This is a genomic window from Methylobacterium sp. J-048 (genome assembly GCF_022829515.1).
In the GTDB taxonomy this organism is placed as follows: Bacteria; Pseudomonadota; Alphaproteobacteria; order Rhizobiales; family Beijerinckiaceae; genus Methylobacterium.
The window spans coordinates 289,188-309,408 of record NZ_JAKSYL010000287.1 but is presented as its reverse complement, the minus strand read 5'-3'; the positions used below and the strand labels follow the sequence as shown (position 1 = coordinate 309,408).

Here is a 20,221-nt window from a genome sequence, read left to right as displayed (position 1 = left end):
CACAGCCGGCACGACGTCAACGCCGACCAAGGCCGACGAAGACTGGTGGGGCTCGTTCCAGGCCTTCTTCAGGCCGGAGGAGGACCGGCACGGCTACGGCGAGGGCCTGCACCGCGGCGGCACGATGCTGAGCGCAGCGGTCGACGACGGGCACGTCCACGCCGCCGCCGATATCCTGGAGGAGCACGGTTCGGTCGATCGCGACGAGCGCGAGGCCGCCTGGCGCAAGGAAGGCTGGGACGGTCGTGCGACCGGTTCCACCACCGGCACCGCGCCGGTTGCCGCCGCAGCGCTCGGCGAGGGTGCGATGTCTTCCGACCACGCCGCCACGATCCGCGACACCGGCCTGCACGCCGCCGGATCGTCCGAGGCCGTCGCCGCCGGCGGTACAGCCACCGGGACCGACTACATTCCCGTGGTCGAGGAGCGCCTCAACGTCGGCAAGCGCATGGTCGATGCCGGCCGGGTCCGGGTTCGGTCCTACGCCGTCGAGAAGGACGTCAGCGAGAACGTCACCCTCCACGACGAGACCGTGAGCGTCGACCGTCGCGTCGTCGACCGCGCCGTCACCCCGGGCGACATGGCGCTGTTCAAGGACAAGGTCATCGAGGCGACCGAGATGCGCGAGCAGGCGGTCGTGTCGAAGGACGCCCGCGTCGTCGGCGAGGTCGGCATCCGCAAGGATGCGGCCCAGCGGGTGGAGACCGTGACCGACAAGGTCCGCCACACCGAGGTCGAGGTCGAGGACGGTCGCGGGACGGTCACCCGTACCGGCACCACCGGCACCACCACGGAAACCGCCCCGCGCAAGCCGCTCTGAGGCGATCACGTCCGGGACCGGTTCGAGCCGGTCCCGGCTCCGTACGATTCCATGTCCACCTTTCGCGAAAGCCCCGTCGCCGTGATCAAGCTTCGCCACCTCGTCGTACTCGCAGCCCTCGCAATGTCATGCGTCCCGCTCGGCGCGCAGGCACGGGACGAGACCGGCTCCAGGGCATCGCTGAAGCCGTTCTGCTCGGCCGACTACGTCCGTCTCTGCGACGGCCTCGACCTGAACGGACCCGAGGTCATCGCCTGCTTCCGCAGGAACGCCCGGGAGGTCTCGCCCAGATGCCGGGCTGCCATCGCGGAGCATGCCGAGACAACATCCGAACGGTCGGCCGCCTCGCGATAGCAGCTGGCTACCGCTTTCGCCCGCCACCGATCCCATCCCGAAGGAAACATCATGAAGATCCTCACCACCCTGACCGTCGCGACGGCGATGACGCTTCTTGGCGTTGGCCTCGCCTCGGCGAAGCCATGTGCGGTTGGAACGACCACGAACAGCACCGGCCAGAAGGGCTCAGCCGACGCCTCCTCGAAGGTCGACGGCGACACGACCGCGAAGGTCTCGCCGGGCGCCAAAGCCGAATCCCCCGGCACGGTCGGCGCGATGAACAACGTCGGCTCGAATGCGACGCCCTCCGCCAACGAGGCTAAGCCGCCCGAGGGCAAGGTGGTCAAGCCCGGCGACGACGATTGCTGATCGCCCCAACGACCGCTCATATCGGAACGGAGACATCCAATGAGTGACGGCTTTCCCTCGATGACGGCGCTGCTCGGCCTGTTGGCCGTGGCGGGCTTTCAGAACCGGGATAAGATCCAGGAGATGCTCGGCGGAGCCGGTCACGGTGGTCCCGCGACCGCAGGAGCGCCCGCCGGACAGGGTGGTCTCGGCGGCCTCCTCGGTAATCTCGGAGGCGCCCTCGGGGGTGCCGGTGCCGGTGGCCTGCTGAGCGGCGGCCTTGGCCAGCTCGTCGACCGCTTCCGCGAGAACGGCCACGGCGAGGCGGCCGACTCCTGGGTGAACCACGGGCCGAACGCCGAGATGAGGCCCGATCACCTGAGATCGGCCATCGGTCCCGACGTCCTCGATACGCTGTCGCGGCAGACCGGCCTGTCGCACGACGACCTTCTGTCCAGACTCTCGCGCGAGCTGCCCTCAGCGGTGGACCGTTACACCCCCGACGGCAGGCTGCCGTCCTCCGTCGCGGGCATGGCGGGTTGAGGAACCACCCGGTCGATCCCGCAAGTATCGAAGTCACGGAACCGACCGGTCACCACGTTCGCATTGGGGCACGTAAATCCCCGTCTCGGGAGGGACAGATGTTCGGAAGCGCACACGCCAAGGCCGCCGAACACCACGAGGCGGCGGCGAAGTCACACCGGAAGGCCGCTCGGCACCTCGACGACGGCAACGAGGAGAAGGCCGCCGAGCACGCCTCGAAGGCCGACGACCGGGCGAAGAAGGCAAACCAGAGCTCGATTAAGGCGAGACCCAAGAAGGCCCCCTCGAAGAAGTAGTCAACCTCATGGTGTCGGCTTAAAGCGCGCTCGACGCGGGCCGGCTCGACCTCGAACCGAACGGAGATTGATCATGGACGAGAACCGCATCACCGGCGCCGCCAAGGAACTCGGCGGCAAGGTCCAAGGTGCCGTCGGCGACGTCACCGGCGACCGCGAGACCCAGGCCAAGGGTACGGCCAACGAGGTCAAGGGCGCCGCCGAGAACCTCGTCGGCCAGGCCAAGGACGCCGTGCGCGACGTTGCCGGGCAGGCGAACGACCTCGCCGACAAGGCGATCAACAGGGGCCGGGATGCATTTCCCGAGACCGAGCGTGCCTACCGCCAGGGTGGCGATGCCGTCGCGCAGTATGCCAAGGAGTCTCCGCTGATGTTGGCGGCCATGGCCGGAGCCATCGGATACCTGCTCGCCATGGTGATCCACGGCCGTCGCTGAACGGTCGCCGTCCGGGGCCAGGCTTACGATGGGCGTTGTCACCGACCGGGGACGAGACGATGGGGACCCTCCGATGCCCCCCCCTGCGAACGCTGATCCATGACGGGTCGAACGACGACCGCTGGTACCTATGCTACGGTGACGACCCAACCGACGTGTACGTCTTCCACGAGCCGAACGGGCCATCCGGCGGCAGGCCGTCCCGCATCGAGCTCGCGGCCTTCCTCGCGGCCGCGAACGGATCCCCAGAGCACCGCGCCCTCCTCGGTATGATCGGTTCCCTTGTGGGGACTGATCGTGCCGATCTCGCATCCAGCACTCCCACCCCCGAGCCGGGGGCCGACGGTGCCGAACCGACCCCTGGCGAGGCTGCCTCGTCGATCTGATCCGTTCCCTCCAACGCCCGCGAGACCGTCATGGCCATCGACTACCGTTCCGAACTCCGCAGGCCCCTGCCGTTCAGCCTCGCCGTCGTGGCGGCGGTCCTCCTGGTCTGGCTCGTCGTCGCCTCCATCGCCGGGGGGCGGCAGAGGACGGCGCGGGACCACCGCATCCAGGAGCTGGAGACGCGGCAGGTTACGCTGCAATCGGACCTCGATCAGCAAAGGGCGGCCGCGGGTACCCTCGACGGGCTCAAGGCGAGGATCGCATCGGCCCAGCAGCAGGAGCGGGACATCACCCAGGCCGGGGAACAGGCCAGGGCGAGAGCTGCAAGCCTGGCGACGGAACAGCAGGCGGCCGAGCGCAGGGCCGGCGAGGCCAAGTCCACCGCCGAGGCCGAGGCCGCCAAGCTCACCGGGCTGCAGGCTCAGGTCAGCCAGGCGGAGCAGAAGCTCGCGCCGATGAAGGAGGCCACCACCGCGGCCGAGCAGGCCGCGACCGCCAGGACCAAGGAACTCGCCGACGTCGGCCGCCGGCTGGAGGAGACGCGCCAGCAGGAGGCGAAGCTTCGGGCCGACATCGCCGCCATGTCCCAGGAGGCGACCGCCAAGACCGCCGACCTCGCCAAGGCCGAGGAGAGCCAGCAGAAGGCACGCGAAGGCTCGGCCGCCGCGCAGAAGGATCTCGCCGAGGCTCGCACCGCCACCGAGCAGGTGACGAGGCAGAAGGCCGAGCTGGAGCAGGCCATCGCCGGCCTGACCGCCAACCGCGAAAAGCTGACGAGCGACGTCTCCCAGGCTAGCCAACAGGTACAGCAGGCCAAGGACGGGTTGGCGGCCACCCGGAAGGACCTGGCGACGGCGCAGTCCGAGAGGGACCGGGTCATCTCCGAGCGTGGCCAGGCCGAGCAGGCGCTCCAGAAGCTGACCGCCGACCGCGAGGGTGCGACCTCGGCGTTGGAGGCGCTGCAGAAGCGGCAGGCCGACGCCCAGGCTCAGTTGGCGACCCTCACCGAGACGCTGGCCAACCGAAACAAGGAGATGGCCGCCCTTGAGGACCGCCTCGGGACGACGCGGCAGGAGCTCGCAGCAGCCCAGGCCAAGCTCGCCGAGGCGCGTCAGCAGCTCTCGGACCAACCGCCGGCCATGACGGTGCATCCCAACCCGGCTCAGAAATAGGCGCCGACCGCCTTGCCGAGGACGGAATGAGGTGGCCCAGGTGCGGCCGCACCTGGGGGCTTTCCCTGATGGCATCAGGATTTCGGGATGCGGCTCGGGGTGTCAGGACGATCAGTCGTGCGCGGCGCGCAACGCACAGGATGCGGCAGGCTTCGGGCGGGGGAGCATGGCCATCCCGAGCGTCGGTTCGGCGTGGGGTCGCCTGATTGGCCGAGCGACCTGACGCCGCGTCGATATGGGGCGTGACACCTGGCCCCCTGTCAGCAACCGAGTCGTCAGTCGCAGGTTCTATCCAGGTCGGCGGGATCGACGATTGCATTCGTCCCGGATGGAGGGCCACCGCGTTCCCGTGGCCCCGGGAAATAGGGGTGCGGTGTCGTTGCGTGACGAGATTGGGCTGGGCGACATCGACCTGAGGCTGTTGAAGGCCGCCGTGGAGGCCACCGGCGAGGCCATCCTGATCACCTCCGCGGAGCTCGATGAGCCTGGGCCGCGCATCGAGTACGCGAACGGTGCCTTCCTGCGCCTCACCGGCTACCGATTGGAAGAGGTCATCGGCCGGAGCCCTCGTTTCCTGCAGGGGCCGAAGACCGAACGCGCCGAACTCGAACGTGCCCGGACATCGCTTGCGGCGGGCGAGGCATTCCACGGCGAGGCGCTGAACTACCGCAAGGATGGCTCGACCTACATGGTCGAATGGCTGATCACACCGGTCCGGGAGGCCGATGGCAGCATCACCCACTGGGTCTCGGCCCAACGAGACGTCACCGACCGCCGCGCCTTCGAGGACCGGCAGGCGATGATGGTCCGCGAGCTCCACCATCGCGTGAAGAACACGCTCGCGACAGTCCAAGCCGTCCTCAACGCGACCATGCGCTCGGCCGTCTCGCTGCCCGAATTCGGACGGGCCTTCACCGGCCGCATCGTCTCGCTCGCCCGGACCCATGCGCTCATAACCGAGGACCAGGCGCAGGTCGCCTCCTTCGAGGGCCTGCTGAGGGCTGAGCTCGATCCATACAACGAGGATCACCGCATCACGCTTCGGGGACCGGACCTGAGGCTTCCCTCCGAAGTCGCCGTACCGGTCGGCATGGCATTGCATGAGCTGACCTCCAACGCGCTCCGGCACGGGGCCCTGGCGCATCCCGGCGGCCGGCTCACGGTGACCTGGACGGTTGAGGATCGGACGAACACCGGATGGCTGGCCTGGGTCTGGAACGAGCACGACGGGCCACCGCCGGCCCTGCCGACCCGGGAGGGTTTCGGCATGCGCTTGATCAACAGGATCCTCGCCGCGCAGACGGGTGCCGAGGTGGATGTGGCGGCGGATGCCGACGGCCTTCGGATCAGCATCGGGATACCGCTCGTGCGCCGCTAATGGTCTTTCGTGCGGTCGTGGAGCTCTTCGGCGTAGGTCGGAGGAAGGGCGGGCATCTTGGTCATGAGCCCCCCGATGCGGGGTTGTCGGCGGAACGCGCCATGGTCGGGTCCGCCCTTGTGGATGGACGCGTGAATGTGATTTCCTGCCACGTCGGAATCCTCGGCAATCGGTGCGATTCAAGCCGCTTGAACCTCTTCTTTCCATGGATCGCCCAACGATGAGCGAGGGGGAGCTCGAACGCCTGCGTGCCCTCCACCGCTACAGGTTGCTGGACACGCCGCGAGAGCAGGGCTTCGACGAGATCGCCGAGGCGGCGGCCGAGCTCTGCGAAACGCCCATCGCGGTCGTGAACCTCGTCGGGGACGGGCGGCAGTTCTTCAAGGCCGAGGTCGGCCTGGGCGTGCGCGAGATGCCGCTGGAGAGCTCCTTTTGCCGGCAGGTACTCCTGCAGAGCGATTTCCTCTGCGTCCCTGACGCAAGCCGCGATCCGCGGTTCGAGGGCAACCCGCTCGTCGCCGGGGACCCCGGGCTGCGCTTCTATGCAGGCGCCCTGCTGAAGACATCCGACGGACATCCCATTGGCACGGTCTGCGTGCTCGACACCAAGCCTCACGAACTCTCCGAGCGGCAGCGCAAGGGGCTGCTCCGCCTCGCCCGCCAGGCCATGGACCAGATGGAGTTGCGCCTGTCCCTGCGGGAGCAGGCCGAGCAGCGCCTGCTGCACGAGCGCATCCTCGACAGCGCCACCGACTACGCCATCGTCGCGACCGACGCCGAGGGGAACGTCACCCGTTGGAATGCCGGTGCCGAGCGCATCCTTGGCTGGAGCGAGGCCGAGATGCTGGGCCGACCGGTCGCGGTGTTCTTCACGCCGGAGGACCGTGACATCGACCGGCCAAGGATCGAGATGGCGATTGCCCTCAGGGACGGCAGCGCCCCCGACGAGCGCCGGCACATCCGAAAGGATGGCAGCCGCTTCTGGGCCAGCGGCAGGATGATGCCGCTGACGTCCGACCAGGGGGCGGTCGTCGGCTTCGTCAAGATCCTGCGCGACCAGACCGGGCAGCGCGAGGCGGGCGCCGCCCTGGAGGCGAGCGAACTTCGCTATCGCTCCCTCGTCGAGGTGAGCCCGCAGGTGGTCTGGTTCGGCGACGCCGACGGCAACGTCACCTACTGCAACGCCTACTGGTACGACTACACCGGCCTGCCCGGCGGCGAGGTCGGCGAGGCCAGTTGGATGGCCGCCATCCACCCCGACCACCGGGAGGCGACGCGTCGGACGTGGCTCGCCGCGGCGCGATCCGAGGGACCCTACGAGGTCGAGTTCCCGCTGCGCCGGGCCGACGGCGAGTACCGTTGGTTCCTGTCCCGGGCCCGGCCCGTGCGGGACGCGGCAGGGACGCTGCGCAGCTGGATCGGCACCTCGCTCGACATCCACGAGCGCAAGGTGGCCGAGGAGCGCTTCCAGGCCCTGACCGAGCTCTCGCCGGCCATGGTCTGGTTCGGCAACCCCGACGGCAGCCTGAGCTACCTCAACGACCGCTGGTACGCCTACACCGGCCAGACCCCGGAGCAGGCGCTGCCGCTGGGCTGGGGCGATGTCATCCATCCCGACGACCTGCCTGGGCTCCTTCAGGCCTGGGAGACGGCTCGCGCGCGGGAGGCGGTCTACGACACGGAAGCCCGACTGCGGGGTGCGGACGGCGCCTATCGCTGGTTCCTGATCCGGGCCGAGCCCCGGCGCGACGGCGCGGGGACGGTCGTCGGCTGGCTCGGCAGCAACAGCGACATCCACGACCGCCGGCAGGCGGAGGAAGGCCTGCGCCGGGCGCGCGAGCAGTTGCGCCTCGCCGTCGAGGCCACCGGCACGGGCATCTTCGACTACGACCTCGTCTCGGACGTCCTGGAATGGGATGCCCGGACGCGGACCCTGTTCGGCCTCCCGCCGGACGCACCGGTGAGCTACGACGTCTTCCTCGCAGGGCTTCACCCGGAGGACCGCGCCTGGGTCGACGAGGCGGTGCGCGTCGCGCTCGACCCGACCGGAAGCGGCGCCTACGACATCGCCTACCGCACCATAGGCCTCGGGGACGGCGTCGAGCGTTGGGTCGCCGCCATGGGACAGGCCATCGTCGAGGGGGGACGGACCGTCCGCTTCATCGGCACGACCCGCGACGTCACCGAGAGCCGGCGGGCCGAGGCGGCATTGCGCGAGGCCGAGGAGCGCTACCGGTTGGCCGCCCGCGCGACCAACGACGCGATCTGGGACTGGGACTTCGCCACAAACCACGTGCTTTGGAACGATGCGCTCCACCACGCCCATGGCCATTCCCCCGACGCCGTCGAGCCGACCGGCGACTGGTGGATCGCCCACATCCATCCCGAGGACCGGACCCGCATCGACGCCTCGATCCACGCGGTCATCGACGGCACCGGTACCGCGTGGAGCGACGAGTACCGGTTCCTGCGTGCGGACGGGACCTACACCGACATCCTCGATCGGGGCTACGTCATCCGCGACGGGAACGGCCATGCCTCGCGCATGATCGGCGCCATGTTCGACATATCCGAGCGCAAGCGGGCGGAGGAGCACCAGCGCCTGCTCACGGGCGAGCTCCAGCACCGGGTCAAGAACACCCTCGCCCTCGTCCAGGCCATCGCCAGCCAGACGCTGCGCGGCGCGTCGAGCGTGGACGAGATGCGGGAATCGTTCTCCTCGCGCCTGGTCTCGCTGGGACGGGCGCACGACATCCTGACCGCCTCCAGTTGGACGGAGGCGCCGATAGCCGACGTGGTCGACGGGGCCCTGGCGGTGCATCGCGCCGGGACCGGCAGTCGCATCCGCGCGAGCGGGCCGGATGTGAACCTTGCCGCCAAGCCAGCCCTCGCACTGGCGCTGGCGCTGCACGAGCTCGCCACCAACGCGGCCAAGTACGGGGCGCTGTCGAACGAGGTCGGCACGGTCGACCTGCGCTGGCACGTGGTGCACGAGGGCGACGCGCCGCGCTTCCGCATGAACTGGTCCGAGCAGGGCGGCCCGCCGATCCTGGCGCAGCCCTCGCGAAGGGGCTTCGGGTCCCGTCTCATCGAGCGCAGCTTCGCGGCGGAGGTCGGCGGCGAGGTCCGGCTCACGTATGCCCCGACCGGCCTCGTATGCAGCCTTGAGGCGTCGCTCGCGTCCATGCAGGAGGCGGGCGACGCGGCGGCGGCCTGAGCGCTTGAGCCTCGTTGCCGGTCGGACGCCGGCGTCGATGGCCAAGCCGCGTTGTTCGCCGCCGGTTCCGGAGACCTCGCCAAAGGTGGCGTGAACGACAAGGACGAGGTCGAAGGATTCCATGGCGGCTATCGCCGATGGACCGGGGCCGCGATCCACCGAGGGACGACCGTGATAGGGACGACGAGGCCGTGCCGGTCACGCCTCGGGGTCGCAGGGTCATGTCAGGCTTTGACAGTCGACCCCGGCGATGACATCCCTGTGCATGGCCAAGGCCCCGACCTCGCTCAACGTCTCGCTGACCCCGGAACTCGCCGCGTTCATCGCGGTGCGCGTCGCCTCGGGTCGATACCTCAGCGCGAGCGAGGTCGTTCGGGCCGGCCTGCGTCTGCTGGAGCGCGACGAGGCCGGTTGGGCGAGCCTCGCGAACGGCATCCCACGCCCACAGGCACAGGTGACACATGGGTCGCGAGAGCACGGTGGCTGAACTCGCCGCCGCATCCTCCGTGCCGTCGCGCGTGATCGCGCTGGCGGAGGACGTGGCGACCCGCATCGCGGCCCCGATGGCCGAGACGACGGACAGGGATGCCGTCTGGCCGGGCGAAAGCCTCTGCGCACTCGGCGGCGCGGGGCTCCTCGGGCTTCATGTCCCGCGGCGCCTCGGCGGCCTCGGCGAGGGGCTGTCCTCGCTGGCCCGCGTCACGGAGATCCTCGGCCACGCCTGCAGCTCGACGGCGATGTGCTTCGGCATGCACTGCGTCGCGACCGCGGTCATCGCCGCGAAGGCGACGCCGGCCCAGGAGGAAGGCTACCTCCGTCCCATCGCGGCCGGCCGGCACGTCACCTCGCTGGCCCTGAGCGAGCCCGGCAGCGGGGCGCACTTCTTCCTGCCGCGGTCGACCTTCCGGCGAGACGCGGACGGCTTCGTCGTCGACGGGAAGAAGAGCTTCATCACCAGCGGCGCCTACGCCGATTCCTACGTGGTCTCGACGGTGGCCCCGGGCGCCGAGCACGATCCCGGCACCTTCACCTGCCTGCTCGTCGACAAGGGCTCGGCCGGCCTCGCCTGGGATCCGCCCTGGGCCGGCATCGGCATGCGCGGCAACCATTCGTCAGGGGCGCTGTTCGACGGCGTGCGCGTGCCGACGGAGAACCTTCTCGGCGCCGAGGGCGACCAGATCTGGTACGTGTTCGAGGTGGTCGCGCCCTACTTCCTGGTGGCCATGGCCGGGACCTACCTCGGGGTCGCCCAGGCCGCCTTCGACCTCGCGGTGGAGCACCTGCGGCAGCACCGCTACGAGCACACCTCCGAGCGCCTGGTCGAGAACGCAGCCCTGACCGAGCGGATCGCCGAGATGTGGACGGTGATCGAGCGCTCGCGCCAGCTTCTGGGCCACGCCGCACGGCTCGGCGACGCGGGCTCGCCCGACGCCTCGAAGGCGCTGTTCGCCGCCAAGGTCGACATCGCCGACACCGCGGTCTCCGTCACCAACACGGCGATGACGTTGCTCGGCGGTCGCGGCTACCGCGAGAACGGCAAGCTCGCCCGCCTCATGCGCGACGCCCAGGCCGCGCACGTGATGTCGCCGACCACCCACCTCCTCAAGGCCTGGCTCGGCCGCTCCGTGCTCGGCCTGCCCCTGCTCTGAGCCATGGCGGCCATGCAGGTGCTGGTTCTCGTCGGGCATGGCCCGGACGTCCCGTCGTGGCCACAGGCCGACGCCGTCGGCTGGTCCATGCTCGACCTGACCGTATCGATCTCGGCGGACGCGCCCTCGGCCGTCGAGGGCGACGCGGACATCCTGGTGATCGCGCCGACCGTCGCTGACCCCCTCGCGCGCGCGCACCTTCCGCCAACGCCGGCCGTCCGGCCAGATCCTGTTCGTGGTGCCGGACGAGCGCCTCGACCGGATGCGACGCCTGCTGCCGTTCTCCCCCGAGATCTCCGAGGCCTGGGTGCTCGGCGAGGACGTCGCCGTCCCCGAGCTCGAACGCCTGCTGCGGGATGCGGCCGCGGCGGTCGCGAGCCGGCGCGCGGTGAAGGGCCTGTACGGACGGATCAACGCCCACTTCGGAAAGGCCGTCCCGGCGGCGGATGCGACGGAGGAGCGCCGCACCCGCCACCTGGCGCTCGCCGACCGGTACCTTGCGGCCATCCTCGCCAACGCCCCGGACGCGCTCGTCGCGGTCGCCCTGGACGGCGCGGTGGTGAGCTGGAACGAGGCGGCCGCCCGGCTGTTCGGGGTGTCCTGGGACGCGGTGTCCGGACGCGCCTTCTGTGACCTGTTCCTGCCCCACGACCGAGCGGGCGCCGTGGCGCTTCTGAGCCAGGCCGGCATGGGCGAGAGCATCCGCTCGCGGGAGTTGCGCATCGCGGAGCGGGACGGCCGCGCCCTGACGCTCGAACTATCGGCGGGACCGGTCCTCGGCGGCGGCGGCTCCATCGAGGGGGTGACCCTGGTCGCGCGCGACGTCACCGCCCGCAAGCGCGACGAGGAATCCTTGCGCCTCCTCAACGAGGACCTAGAAGGCCGCATCGCGCGGGCCGTGGCCGAACGCGAGGTCACCGCCGCCGCCCTGCGGCAAGCCCAGAAGATGGAGGCCGTCGGGCAGTTGACCGGGGGCGTGGCCCACGACTTCAACAACCTGCTCACCGTGATCAAGAGCAGCGTCGAGATGCTGGCCCGGGACGATCTCGCGGACGAGCGCCGGAAACGCTACGTCGCGGCCATCTCCGACACCGTCGACCGCGCCGCCAAGCTCACCGGGCAATTGCTGGCCTTCGCGCGCCGGCAGCCGCTCAAGCCGGAGGAATTCGATGCCGCCGAACGCCTCAGGACGGTGACGGAGATGATGGCCACCATCGTCGGCGTCCGGATCTCCATCGATACGGACGTGTCCTGCGAGGACTGCTTCGTCCATGCCGACGCGAGCCAGTTCGAGACCGCGCTCGTCAACATGGCGGTGAACGCGCGCGATGCCATGGATGGCGAGGGCACGCTCACCCTTCGGTTGCGCGACGTCCGGGGCATCCCGCCGATCCGGGGACATGCGCCGGCCGCGGGGGACTTCGTCGCGGTCTCCGTGTCGGATACCGGAACCGGCATCCCGACGGAAAAGCTCGACCAGATCTTCGAACCGTTCTTCACGACGAAGGACGTCGGCAAGGGCACCGGGCTCGGCCTCAGCCAGGTGTTCGGCTTCGCCAAGCAGTCCGGAGGCGACATCGCCGTCGAGAGCGTACCCGGCGAGGGCACGACGTTCACGCTCTACCTGCCGCGCATCGCGTCCCCGGCGGTATCGACCTGCCCCCGGGAGACCTTGGCGACGCCGGGCCTGCCGGGTGGGTCGAAACGTATCCTGATGGTCGAGGACAACCTTGAGGTCGGTCGGTTCGCGACGCAGATCCTCGCGGACCTCGGGCACGCGGTGACCTGGGCCGTCAACGCCGCCGAGGCCCTGTCGCTCCTCGCGGAGGACAGCGCACGGTTCGACATCGTGTTCTCGGACGTGGTCATGCCCGGAATGAACGGGATCGAGCTCGGCCTTGCGATACGCAGGGGCTATCCGGGCCTCCCGGTCGTGCTGGCCAGCGGGTATAGCCACGTGCTGGCCGAGGAAGGCCGTCACGGCTTCGAGCTCGTCCAGAAGCCCTACGCCACCGGTGACATCTCCCGCGTGCTCGGGCGCATGGCCCGGTCCCGGCCCTCGGTGTCAAACGCCTGAGCCCTCGGACCGCCTCGTGCGGAAAAGACCGGGTGATGAGGTTGCCGAAGTGCCGGAAACGAGCCGGGAAGCGGCAAAAGCCGTCTTATGACGATTCCGAAAAACACAATCCCGGTATCCTTGGATCACCGCACGTAGCCCGGCCTTCGACAGGCTACGCAGGACCAGGTCATGACCCATGGTGTCGACCGGGGGCCGACCTCGAACGTGGTCCCGCTGCGGGCCGGCGGCGTCCCGTCATCCGAAGCGACGGACGCCAGGTATCGCCTCGATCTTCCAGCGGGCGAGGCCGAGGACAATCCCTACGATCCATGGAACGCCTGGAACCTCGGCCGCGAGCTCATCTGCGCGAGCCAGGACTGTGTCGAGGTGATCGATCAACTCGGACACCTGCGTCTTCGGAACCCGATGGCGCGCCGCATTCTCGGCGATGGCGACCTGGCCGATGCCGACCACGAGCCATGGTCGATGTCCTGGCCCCCGGCCATTCGGGAGACGGTCTCCGACGCACTGGCCGTGGCGGCCACGGTGGGCACGGCGCGCTTCGACGGATGCCGCCCCGCGGCCCAGGGCGGGACCGTGTACTGGGACGTCGTCCTGTCCCGGATCGTCAACGTCGACGGTCGGCTCGTGGGCGTGATGGCGGTCTCGCGGGACATGACCCAGTTGCGGCGGATCGAGGACGGCCACGACCTGCGCAGCCGCGAGTTGAGCCATCGCCTCAAGAACATGTTCGCCCTGGTCAACGGGCTCGTCACCCTCTCAGCCCGCAACCTTCCCGCCGTGCAATCCTATGCCGGGACCCTGCGCGACCGCTTCACCGCGATGAGCCGGGCCCTCGAATATCTCCAGGTCCCGCAGGTGGACGAGCGCTCGTCCCGTCCGCAACAGACCCTCCAGGGCCTGCTGGGCGCGCTGCTCCGGCCCTACGACGAGGCGGGCGGCGCCGAGCGGCGGTTCGTCCACGGCGCGATGGACGACGTCTTGGTCGGCGATGGATCGGTGACCGGCCTCGCCCTCGTCATCCACGAGCTGGCCACGAACGCGATCAAGCACGGTGCCCTCGCCGGTGACGGCGGCACCGTCACCGTCGATTGCCGACGCGTCGGCGCGGACATGCGCATCGCCTGGACCGAACGCGGCGGTCCCCGCATCGGGAACCCGCCCAGCAGCGAGGGCTTCGGATCGAAGCTTACCGAGCGAACCGTCCGTGGGCAGCTGTCCGGGAGCATCACGCACCACTGGGATGAGGCGGGGCTCAGGGTCGTCATCGGCCTCCCGTGGGCGAGCCTGGCGTCCTGAGCGCGGGCGCGGGCGAAAAGGCGCAAGACCCGCGTCGCCCGCCCCGGGAACCGGGTCCGCGCAGGGCGGGCGAGACGGACACCGTCGCATCGCCACTGGCGGATGGACCGTGGCGGAAACACGGGACCCGTCGCCGGTTGTCGGATCATATCGAGTGGCCGTCATGCGACGGAGTGCGTGCCCCCCGGTCGGAGCGGAATACCCTGCCTGGCTGATGGGGCCCATCGGATACCCTGGCCGATATCGAGAGGCGAGCGGGAACGATTGTCGCCTACGCCGGCGCAACCGAAACGGCCGAGCCAACTTAAGCATGACACCCCGCGACGTTGACGGTGGATGTTTGGAAACCGCTTTCGCCTATTTTCGACCGCTCCACCGGTTCTCGGTCGGCATCGGATGCCCGACTGAGTCGAGGCAAGACCGTTTCCAACGCGCATACTCGTGGAGTCCCGCCTTGGTGAGGGACATGTAAAGGGACTTGGGGTGCTGGACGGGTCACGTGCGACGCTGATGCCTGAGCCATCGAAGCCCGCGGATGGCTTCCTGCGCGGCGGCGGCGACATGGGTGCGCTGATGCGTGCGCTCGATTGGACCCATTCACCGCTCGGCGAGCCTGCCTCCTGGGGGCCTTCCCTCCGGATGAGCGTGAACCTGATGCTGGGTTCCGCCTTTCCGATGTTCCTGGCTTGGGGGCCGGACCTCGGGTTCCTGTACAACGACGCCTACGTCGAGATCCTCGGGACCAGGCACCCCGATGCCATGGGCCGCCCGTTCCGGGCCGTCTGGTCCGAGATCTGGAGCGACATCGAGCCGCTCGTCCGGAAAGCCCTGCAGGGGCAAGCCACCTTCCTTGAGGACCTACCGCTCGTCATGACCCGCAAGGGATATGACGAGGATGTCTGGTTCACCTTCTCCTACTCCCCGATCCACGAGGACGACGGCACCATCGCGGGCATGTTCTGCGCCTGCACGGAAACGACGCGCCAGGTCCAGGCGCGGCGCAGGCAGGCGTTCCGGGTCATTCTCGACGACGCCTTGCGCCCTCTGAGCCATCCGGCCGACATCAAGGCCGCCGCCTGCGCGACGCTCGGCCCCTACCTCGGCGTCGACTGCGTCGGGTACGCGGAGGCGGACGCGACGGGGGAGCGGACCTTCATCGAGCGCGATTGGACGGGCCCCGGCTTCGCCGGCGCCGCGGGCCACCACGTCCTCGACGCGTACGGCCCCGCCGTGGGCGCCGAGCTACGAGCCGGACGTACGGTGCGCATCCCGGACATCGATGCGGACCCCCTTACGCCCCCGGACGCGGCCGGCGCCTACGCCGCCATCGGGACGCGGGCCTTCCTGAACACGCCGCTCGTCAAGGACGGGAGGCTGGTCGCCCTGCTCTACGCCTTGAGCGGCAAGACCCGCAGATGGACGGAGGAAGAGGTCGGGATCCTTGGGGATGCGGCCGAACGCACCTGGGCGGCGGTGGAGCGGTCCCGGTCCGAGGACGCCCTCCGGGAGGAACGGCGGACGCTGGAGACCCTGAACCGGATCGGGACGGTGCTGGCCGCCGAGCTCGATCTCGGACGGGTGGTGCAGATGGTCACCGACGCCGGCGTCGACCTCACCGGCGCACAGTTCGGGGCGTTCTTCTACAACGTCCTCGACCCGAAGGGCGAAAGCTACATGCTTTACACGCTCTCGGGCGTCGACCGTTCCGAATTCGACAAGTTCCCGATGCCCCGCAACACCTCGGTCTTCGCACCGACCTTCGGCGGCGAGGGCGTGGTGCGATCCGACGACATCCTCACGGACGGTCGCTACGGCAGGAACACCCCGCACAAGGGCATGCCGAAGGGCCATCTGCCCGTGCGCAGCTACCTGGCGGTCCCGGTCGCGTCACGCTCGGGAGAAGTACTCGGCGGCCTCTTCTTCGGGCATCCCGAGACGGCACGGTTCCAGCCGCGCCACGAGACCCTCATGGTGGCCGTCGCCGCGCAGGCCGCCATCGCCATCGACAACGCGCGGCTGTTCGAGCGGGCGCAGCACGACCTGGCCGAACGACAGGCGGCGGAGGCTCGCCTGAAGGAATTGAACGGGAGCCTTGAGCAGCGCATCGCGCAGGCCACGGCCGAGCGGGCGGCGGTCGAGGATGCGCTCCGTCACTCCCAGAAGATGGAAGCCGTCGGCCAATTGACGGGGGGTGTCGCGCACGACTTCAACAACCTGCTCACGGTCATCAAGTCGTCGACCGACCTGCTGAAGCGGCCGAACCTCGCCGAGGACCGTCGCATGCGCTACGTCGGGGCGATCTCAGATACCGTGGATCGCGCCGCCAAGCTCACGTCGCAACTCCTCGCCTTCGCGCGACGGCAATCCCTCAAACCCGAGGTGTTCGATGCCTGCGAGAGCGTGCGGGCCATCGGCGGCATGATGGGAACCCTGACCGGCTCCCGGGTCAGGATCGTCACCCAACTTCCCGACGATCCCTGCTTCCTGAACGCCGATCCGAGCCAGTTCGACACGGCGTTGGTGAACATGGCCGTCAACGCCCGGGACGCGATGGACGGCGAGGGCCAACTCACCATCACCGTCCAGGCCGTCGATCAGATGCCGGCCGTGCGGGCCCACGCCGCCGTCCCGGGGGCGTTCGTGGCTGTGTCGATCACCGATACCGGCAGCGGCATCCCCGAGGACCGGCTCACGCAGATCTTCGAACCGTTCTTCACCACCAAGGGCGTCGGACAGGGAACGGGTCTTGGACTGTCGCAAGTGTTCGGGTTCGCCAAGCAGTCCGGGGGCGAAGTCACGGTGGCGACCAAGCTGGGCAAGGGAAGCACCTTCACGCTGTACCTGCCGCGCATGACCGGGGCCGTACGCCCCGTCGACGGCAGCGAGCCCGAACCCCTCATGGACGGACATGGTACCTGCGTGCTGGTGGTCGAGGACAATGCCGAGGTCGGGACGTTCGCGACCCAGACCCTGGCCGAACTCGGCTACGTCACCGTCTGGGCCGCCAACGCCGAGGAGGCGCTGGCCGAGCTCGCCAAGGACGCGGAACGCTTCGACGTGGTGTTCTCGGACGTGGTGATGCCCGGCATGAACGGCATCGACCTCGCACACCACATCCGCGAGACCCACCACGACCTCCCGGTGCTTCTCGCCTCCGGCTACAGCCACGTCCTGGCCCAGAACGGCACCTATGGATTCGAACTCCTGCACAAGCCGTACTCGGTCGAGCAGCTCTCTCGCCTCCTGAGGAAGGTGGCCACTTGGCAACGGCGCAAACGCATCATGGGCCGGTAACGCCTCGACGGTCTCCCGGCTTGTCGACGTCGGAGAGCCCTACCTCGAATCCGCGACGCCTCGATCATCGAACGGCTGCAAGTCGTCGTCCCGTCGATGGCGGCCCAGGTTCGGCCGGAAGACGCGACCGGCGTCGAGCGTTTGCCGGCCGCCCGTCCTACCAGGCAGCCGGTCCCAGGCCCAACCCTAAGCTTTCGTGACCAACCTCTCCTTTCGAGACGTCCGCATCGGCCGGGTAGATCAACCGATGCCATGCGAGGCGGCTTCCAGGAGGATGGAGCCTCGCCGACGTCCATGTCCTTTCCGGCATAGCGGCGACAATCAAGGTACCGCCGTCATCTCCTTGATGCGGGCAGCCAGTGCGTCCATCGGGAAGGGCTTGGTCAGAACCCGCATCCCCGGGGCGAGATGCCCATGTCCGACCGCGGCGTTCTCGGCGTACCCCGTGATGAAAAGCACCTTGAGATCCGGCCGGCTCGCCCGGGCGGCGTCGGCCATCTGCCTGCCGTTCATCCCGCCGGGCAGCCCAACATCCGTCACCAGCAGATCGATGCGCACGTCCGACATCAGCACCTTCAGGCCCGATGCGCTATCCGACGCCTCGATGGCGCCGTAGCCCATGTCCTCCAGGATCTCGGTCACCAGCATGCGCACGGTCGGTTCGTCGTCGACGATCAGCACCGTCTCGCCCCGTTCGGCGCGCGGATATTCGACGGCCGCGGTTGCGGCGGCGTCGACCTCGGCGTCTCCCTGGTGGCGCGGCAGGTAGAGGCACACGGTGGTGCCTTGGTCGATCTCGGAATAGATCCGGACCTGTCCTCCCGATTGACGCACGAAGCCGTGGATCATGGACAGGCCGAGGCCGGTGCCCTGTCCGGTCGGCTTGGTGGTGAAGAACGGCTCGAACGCCTTTTCGATCACCTCGCGCCGCATGCCGCTGCCGGTATCGGTGACGCAGAGCGAGAGGTACTGACCCGGCGCCAAATCACGTTCAGCGGCGGCGCGCTCGTCCATCCACTTGTTGGCGGTCTCGATGGTGATGCGGCCGCCATCCGGCATCGCGTCGCGGGCGTTGATGCATAGGTTGAGCAGCGCGTTCTCAAGCTGCGGCGGGTCGACCAGGGCCGGCCACAGGCCGGCCGTGCCGACCACCTCGATGGCGACGGACGGGCCGACCGTGCGCCGGACGAGATCCTCCATCCCGCCGACCAGTCGGTTCACGTCGGTCGGCTTGGGATCGAGGGTCTGCCGGCGCGAGAAGGCCAGGAGCCGGTGCGTCAGGGCGGCCGCGCGCCTGGCCGCGCCCTGGGCGGCGTTGATGTAGCGGTCGAGTTCCGTGAGCCGCCCCTGGCCCATCCGGGTCTGCATGAGTTCCAGGCTACCGGAGGTGCCGGCGAGCAGGTTGTTGAAATCGTGCGCGAGGCCTCCGGTCAGTTGCCCGACGGCCTCCATCTTCTGCGATTGCCGCAGGGCCTCCTCGATCTTCAGGCGCTCTGTGATTCCATCGGCGACGCGGGCTTCCAGCGTCGCGTTGAGGTCACGCAGGTCGGCGCTCGCCCGGTCGGCGGCCCTGCGCGCCTCCAGGATCTCGCTCTCATAGCGACGCCGTTTCGAGGCGTTGAACACCGTGATCCGGATGAACCGGACCTGGCCTTTCTCGTCCATGCGCGCGACGGCGTTGGCCAGCACCGGCAGGACGCCACCATCGGCGCGGCGCAGGTCGAAGGCGACCTCGTCGAAGTGCCCCTGCATCCGCAGCAAAGGCGCGAATTGGGTCTCGTAGAAGATCTTGCCGGGAACGGTCAGCAGGTCGAGGACGCGGCGGCCCACTAGGTACTCGGCGCCGTATCCGATCCAGGTCGAGAACGTACGGTTGACCCGGGTGATGCGGCCGCTCGATCCGATCGACAGATACCCGCAGGGCGCGTTCTCGAACAGGTCCTCCAGATCGTCGGTTTCGGGCAAGGCACCGGGGAGGCTCATCGAATGAAGGCTTCGATGGCCGCGACCGTCGCGTCCGGGGCGCTGAGGTTCGGGCAGTGACCCTCCGCATCGATCACGACCAACTCGCTTCCGGGAAGGGTTCGATGCAGGTATTCGCCCACGGCACGGGGTGCGATCACGTCCTCGCGGCACTGGAGGATCAGGCAGCGCGCCTCGATGCCGTCGAGGTCGCCACGGCTGTCGGTGAGGAAGGTGGTCCGGGCGAACGCCTTGGCGATCCCGGGGTCGGTACGGCAGAAGCTGTTGGCGAGTTCCTCGGCCAACTCCGGTCGGTCGGGGTTGGCCATGATCACCGGGGCCATCGTCTGCGACCAACCCATCGGGTTGCTGTCGAGGAAGTCCAGCAGCTCGTGGATCTCCTCCCGCTTGAAGCCGCCGACGTAATCGCCGTCGTCGATGTAGCAGGGCGACGGCGCCACCAGGACGAGGTCCGAAAAGAGTTCCGGGGCCGACTTCGACGCGAGCACGCCGACCATGGCGCTCACCGAGTGGCCGACGAACACGCCACCGGAGATATCGAGTTCGCGTCCGATCTCGACCAGGTCGGAGGCGTAGCCGTCGAGGGAAGCGTACTTGGCGGGGTCGTAGGCCGAGAGGTCCGATCCGCCGGCGCCGACATGGTCGAACAGGACGGTGCGGAACCGGTCCCGGAAGGCCGGCTCGACGAGGCGTCACATGTTCTGGTCGCAGCCGTAGCCATGGGCGAACACCATCGCGCGCGCGCCGACCCCCAGGCCGCGGGTCTGGACATTATTCCTTCCGAGAACCGACATCTTGACCTTGATCCATGATGGCACCGGTCGGGTGACGCTGCGGGAAGGAAATCCTCGGCAACGGAGCCTGCACGGATTGAGACCCAAAAAGTTTCGTGACCCGGAATCGAACGTATCGTCGAGGCAGACCCGAGGCTCGGGAAAGAAGTTTGTCAACGATGCGCCTGCGGCTGCGCTCTGCGGAAATCA

Annotated in this window: 15 protein-coding genes and 2 pseudogenes; 15 read left to right on the top strand and 2 right to left on the bottom strand. The window is 69.0% G+C overall.

What is annotated here, in order from left to right:
- The 15 genes and pseudogenes from MKL09_RS29375 to MKL09_RS29305 all read left to right on the top strand — a co-directional run.
- On the top strand, positions 1 to 820 hold an 820-nt coding region (locus MKL09_RS29375), incomplete at its 5' end, for a YsnF/AvaK domain-containing protein (protein WP_244025472.1).
- A 51-nt stretch (positions 821 to 871) separates the two neighbouring features.
- On the top strand, positions 872 to 1,174 hold the full coding sequence (locus MKL09_RS29370; protein ID WP_244025471.1) for a hypothetical protein: 303 nt from the start codon (positions 872 to 874) through the stop codon (positions 1,172 to 1,174).
- A gap of 51 nt (positions 1,175 to 1,225) precedes the next feature.
- Complete coding sequence (locus MKL09_RS29365; RefSeq protein WP_244025470.1) at positions 1,226 to 1,525, top strand: hypothetical protein; 300 nt, start codon at positions 1,226 to 1,228, stop codon at positions 1,523 to 1,525.
- 39 nt (positions 1,526 to 1,564) lie between these two features.
- Positions 1,565 to 2,047 (top strand): YidB family protein, encoded by a 483-nt coding sequence (locus MKL09_RS29360; protein WP_244025469.1) that lies wholly within the window; start codon positions 1,565 to 1,567, stop codon positions 2,045 to 2,047.
- A 98-nt stretch (positions 2,048 to 2,145) separates the two neighbouring features.
- The gene (locus tag MKL09_RS29355) at positions 2,146 to 2,343 is read left to right on the top strand and encodes a hypothetical protein (protein WP_244025468.1); all 198 of its coding nucleotides are present in this window, start codon (positions 2,146 to 2,148) and stop codon (positions 2,341 to 2,343) included.
- A gap of 73 nt (positions 2,344 to 2,416) precedes the next feature.
- A complete protein-coding gene (locus tag MKL09_RS29350; RefSeq protein WP_244025467.1) occupies positions 2,417 to 2,779 on the top strand; it encodes a CsbD family protein in 363 nt (120 codons plus the stop codon).
- Between the two features lie 416 nt (positions 2,780 to 3,195).
- Complete coding sequence (locus MKL09_RS29345) at positions 3,196 to 4,338, top strand: chromosome partitioning protein ParA (protein WP_244025466.1); 1,143 nt, start codon at positions 3,196 to 3,198, stop codon at positions 4,336 to 4,338.
- A 379-nt stretch (positions 4,339 to 4,717) separates the two neighbouring features.
- Entirely contained in the window at positions 4,718 to 5,716 is a 999-nt protein-coding gene (locus MKL09_RS29340; protein ID WP_244025465.1) for an HWE histidine kinase domain-containing protein, read from the top strand.
- 220 nt (positions 5,717 to 5,936) lie between these two features.
- Positions 5,937 to 8,933 (top strand): PAS domain S-box protein, encoded by a 2,997-nt coding sequence (locus MKL09_RS29335; protein WP_244025464.1) that lies wholly within the window; start codon positions 5,937 to 5,939, stop codon positions 8,931 to 8,933.
- 250 nt (positions 8,934 to 9,183) lie between these two features.
- Complete coding sequence (locus tag MKL09_RS29330) at positions 9,184 to 9,420, top strand: type II toxin-antitoxin system ParD family antitoxin (protein WP_244025463.1); 237 nt, start codon at positions 9,184 to 9,186, stop codon at positions 9,418 to 9,420.
- Positions 9,413 to 10,582, top strand: coding sequence for an acyl-CoA dehydrogenase family protein (locus MKL09_RS29325; protein WP_244025462.1), 1,170 nt, complete (start codon positions 9,413 to 9,415; stop codon positions 10,580 to 10,582). Before MKL09_RS29330 ends, MKL09_RS29325 begins: the two co-directional genes overlap by 8 nt.
- A 235-nt stretch (positions 10,583 to 10,817) precedes the next feature.
- Positions 10,818 to 12,659, top strand: coding sequence for an ATP-binding protein (locus MKL09_RS29320; RefSeq protein ID WP_313901215.1), 1,842 nt, complete (start codon positions 10,818 to 10,820; stop codon positions 12,657 to 12,659).
- 171 nt (positions 12,660 to 12,830) lie between these two features.
- Positions 12,831 to 13,961: an HWE histidine kinase domain-containing protein gene (locus MKL09_RS29315; protein WP_244025461.1), complete on the top strand. Its 1,131-nt coding sequence runs from the start codon at positions 12,831 to 12,833 to the stop codon at positions 13,959 to 13,961.
- A 510-nt stretch (positions 13,962 to 14,471) separates the two neighbouring features.
- Positions 14,472 to 14,939 (top strand): annotated as a pseudogene (locus MKL09_RS32440) (PAS domain-containing protein); the annotation flags it as partial.
- Positions 14,916 to 17,255: a GAF domain-containing protein gene (locus MKL09_RS29305; protein WP_409567007.1), complete on the top strand. Its 2,340-nt coding sequence runs from the start codon at positions 14,916 to 14,918 to the stop codon at positions 17,253 to 17,255. The pseudogene MKL09_RS32440 and the gene MKL09_RS29305, both read left to right, overlap by 24 nt.
- Before the next feature lie 321 nt (positions 17,256 to 17,576).
- Here MKL09_RS29305 and MKL09_RS29300 read toward each other — a convergent pair whose 3' ends face one another.
- Together MKL09_RS29300 and MKL09_RS29290 are read right to left on the bottom strand one after the other, a co-directional pair.
- Entirely contained in the window at positions 17,577 to 19,238 is a 1,662-nt protein-coding gene (locus MKL09_RS29300; protein ID WP_409567005.1) for an ATP-binding protein, read from the bottom strand.
- Positions 19,235 to 20,032: pseudogene (locus MKL09_RS29290) on the bottom strand (alpha/beta fold hydrolase). Before MKL09_RS29290 ends, MKL09_RS29300 begins: the two are co-directional and overlap by 4 nt.
- Positions 20,033 to 20,221: the final 189 nt, after the last annotated feature.

Excerpts from the sequence above, each read along its gene's own strand:
- MKL09_RS29360 (WP_244025469.1), top strand. The coding sequence starts at position 1,565 with ATGAGTGACGGCTTTCCCTCGATGACGGCGCTGCTCGGCCTGTTGGCC.
- MKL09_RS29305 (WP_409567007.1), top strand. The coding sequence starts at position 14,916 with ATGTTCTGCGCCTGCACGGAAACGACGCGCCAGGTCCAGGCGCGGCGC.
- MKL09_RS29330 (WP_244025463.1), top strand. The coding sequence starts at position 9,184 with ATGACATCCCTGTGCATGGCCAAGGCCCCGACCTCGCTCAACGTCTCG.
- MKL09_RS29335 (WP_244025464.1), top strand. The coding sequence starts at position 5,937 with ATGAGCGAGGGGGAGCTCGAACGCCTGCGTGCCCTCCACCGCTACAGG.
- MKL09_RS29350 (WP_244025467.1), top strand. The coding sequence starts at position 2,417 with ATGGACGAGAACCGCATCACCGGCGCCGCCAAGGAACTCGGCGGCAAG.
- MKL09_RS29315 (WP_244025461.1), top strand. The coding sequence starts at position 12,831 with ATGACCCATGGTGTCGACCGGGGGCCGACCTCGAACGTGGTCCCGCTG.
- MKL09_RS29345 (WP_244025466.1), top strand. The coding sequence starts at position 3,196 with ATGGCCATCGACTACCGTTCCGAACTCCGCAGGCCCCTGCCGTTCAGC.
- MKL09_RS29370 (WP_244025471.1), top strand. The coding sequence starts at position 872 with ATGTCCACCTTTCGCGAAAGCCCCGTCGCCGTGATCAAGCTTCGCCAC.
- MKL09_RS29300 (WP_409567005.1), bottom strand. The coding sequence starts at position 19,238 with ATGAGCCTCCCCGGTGCCTTGCCCGAAACCGACGATCTGGAGGACCTG.
- MKL09_RS29355 (WP_244025468.1), top strand. The coding sequence starts at position 2,146 with ATGTTCGGAAGCGCACACGCCAAGGCCGCCGAACACCACGAGGCGGCG.
- MKL09_RS29365 (WP_244025470.1), top strand. The coding sequence starts at position 1,226 with ATGAAGATCCTCACCACCCTGACCGTCGCGACGGCGATGACGCTTCTT.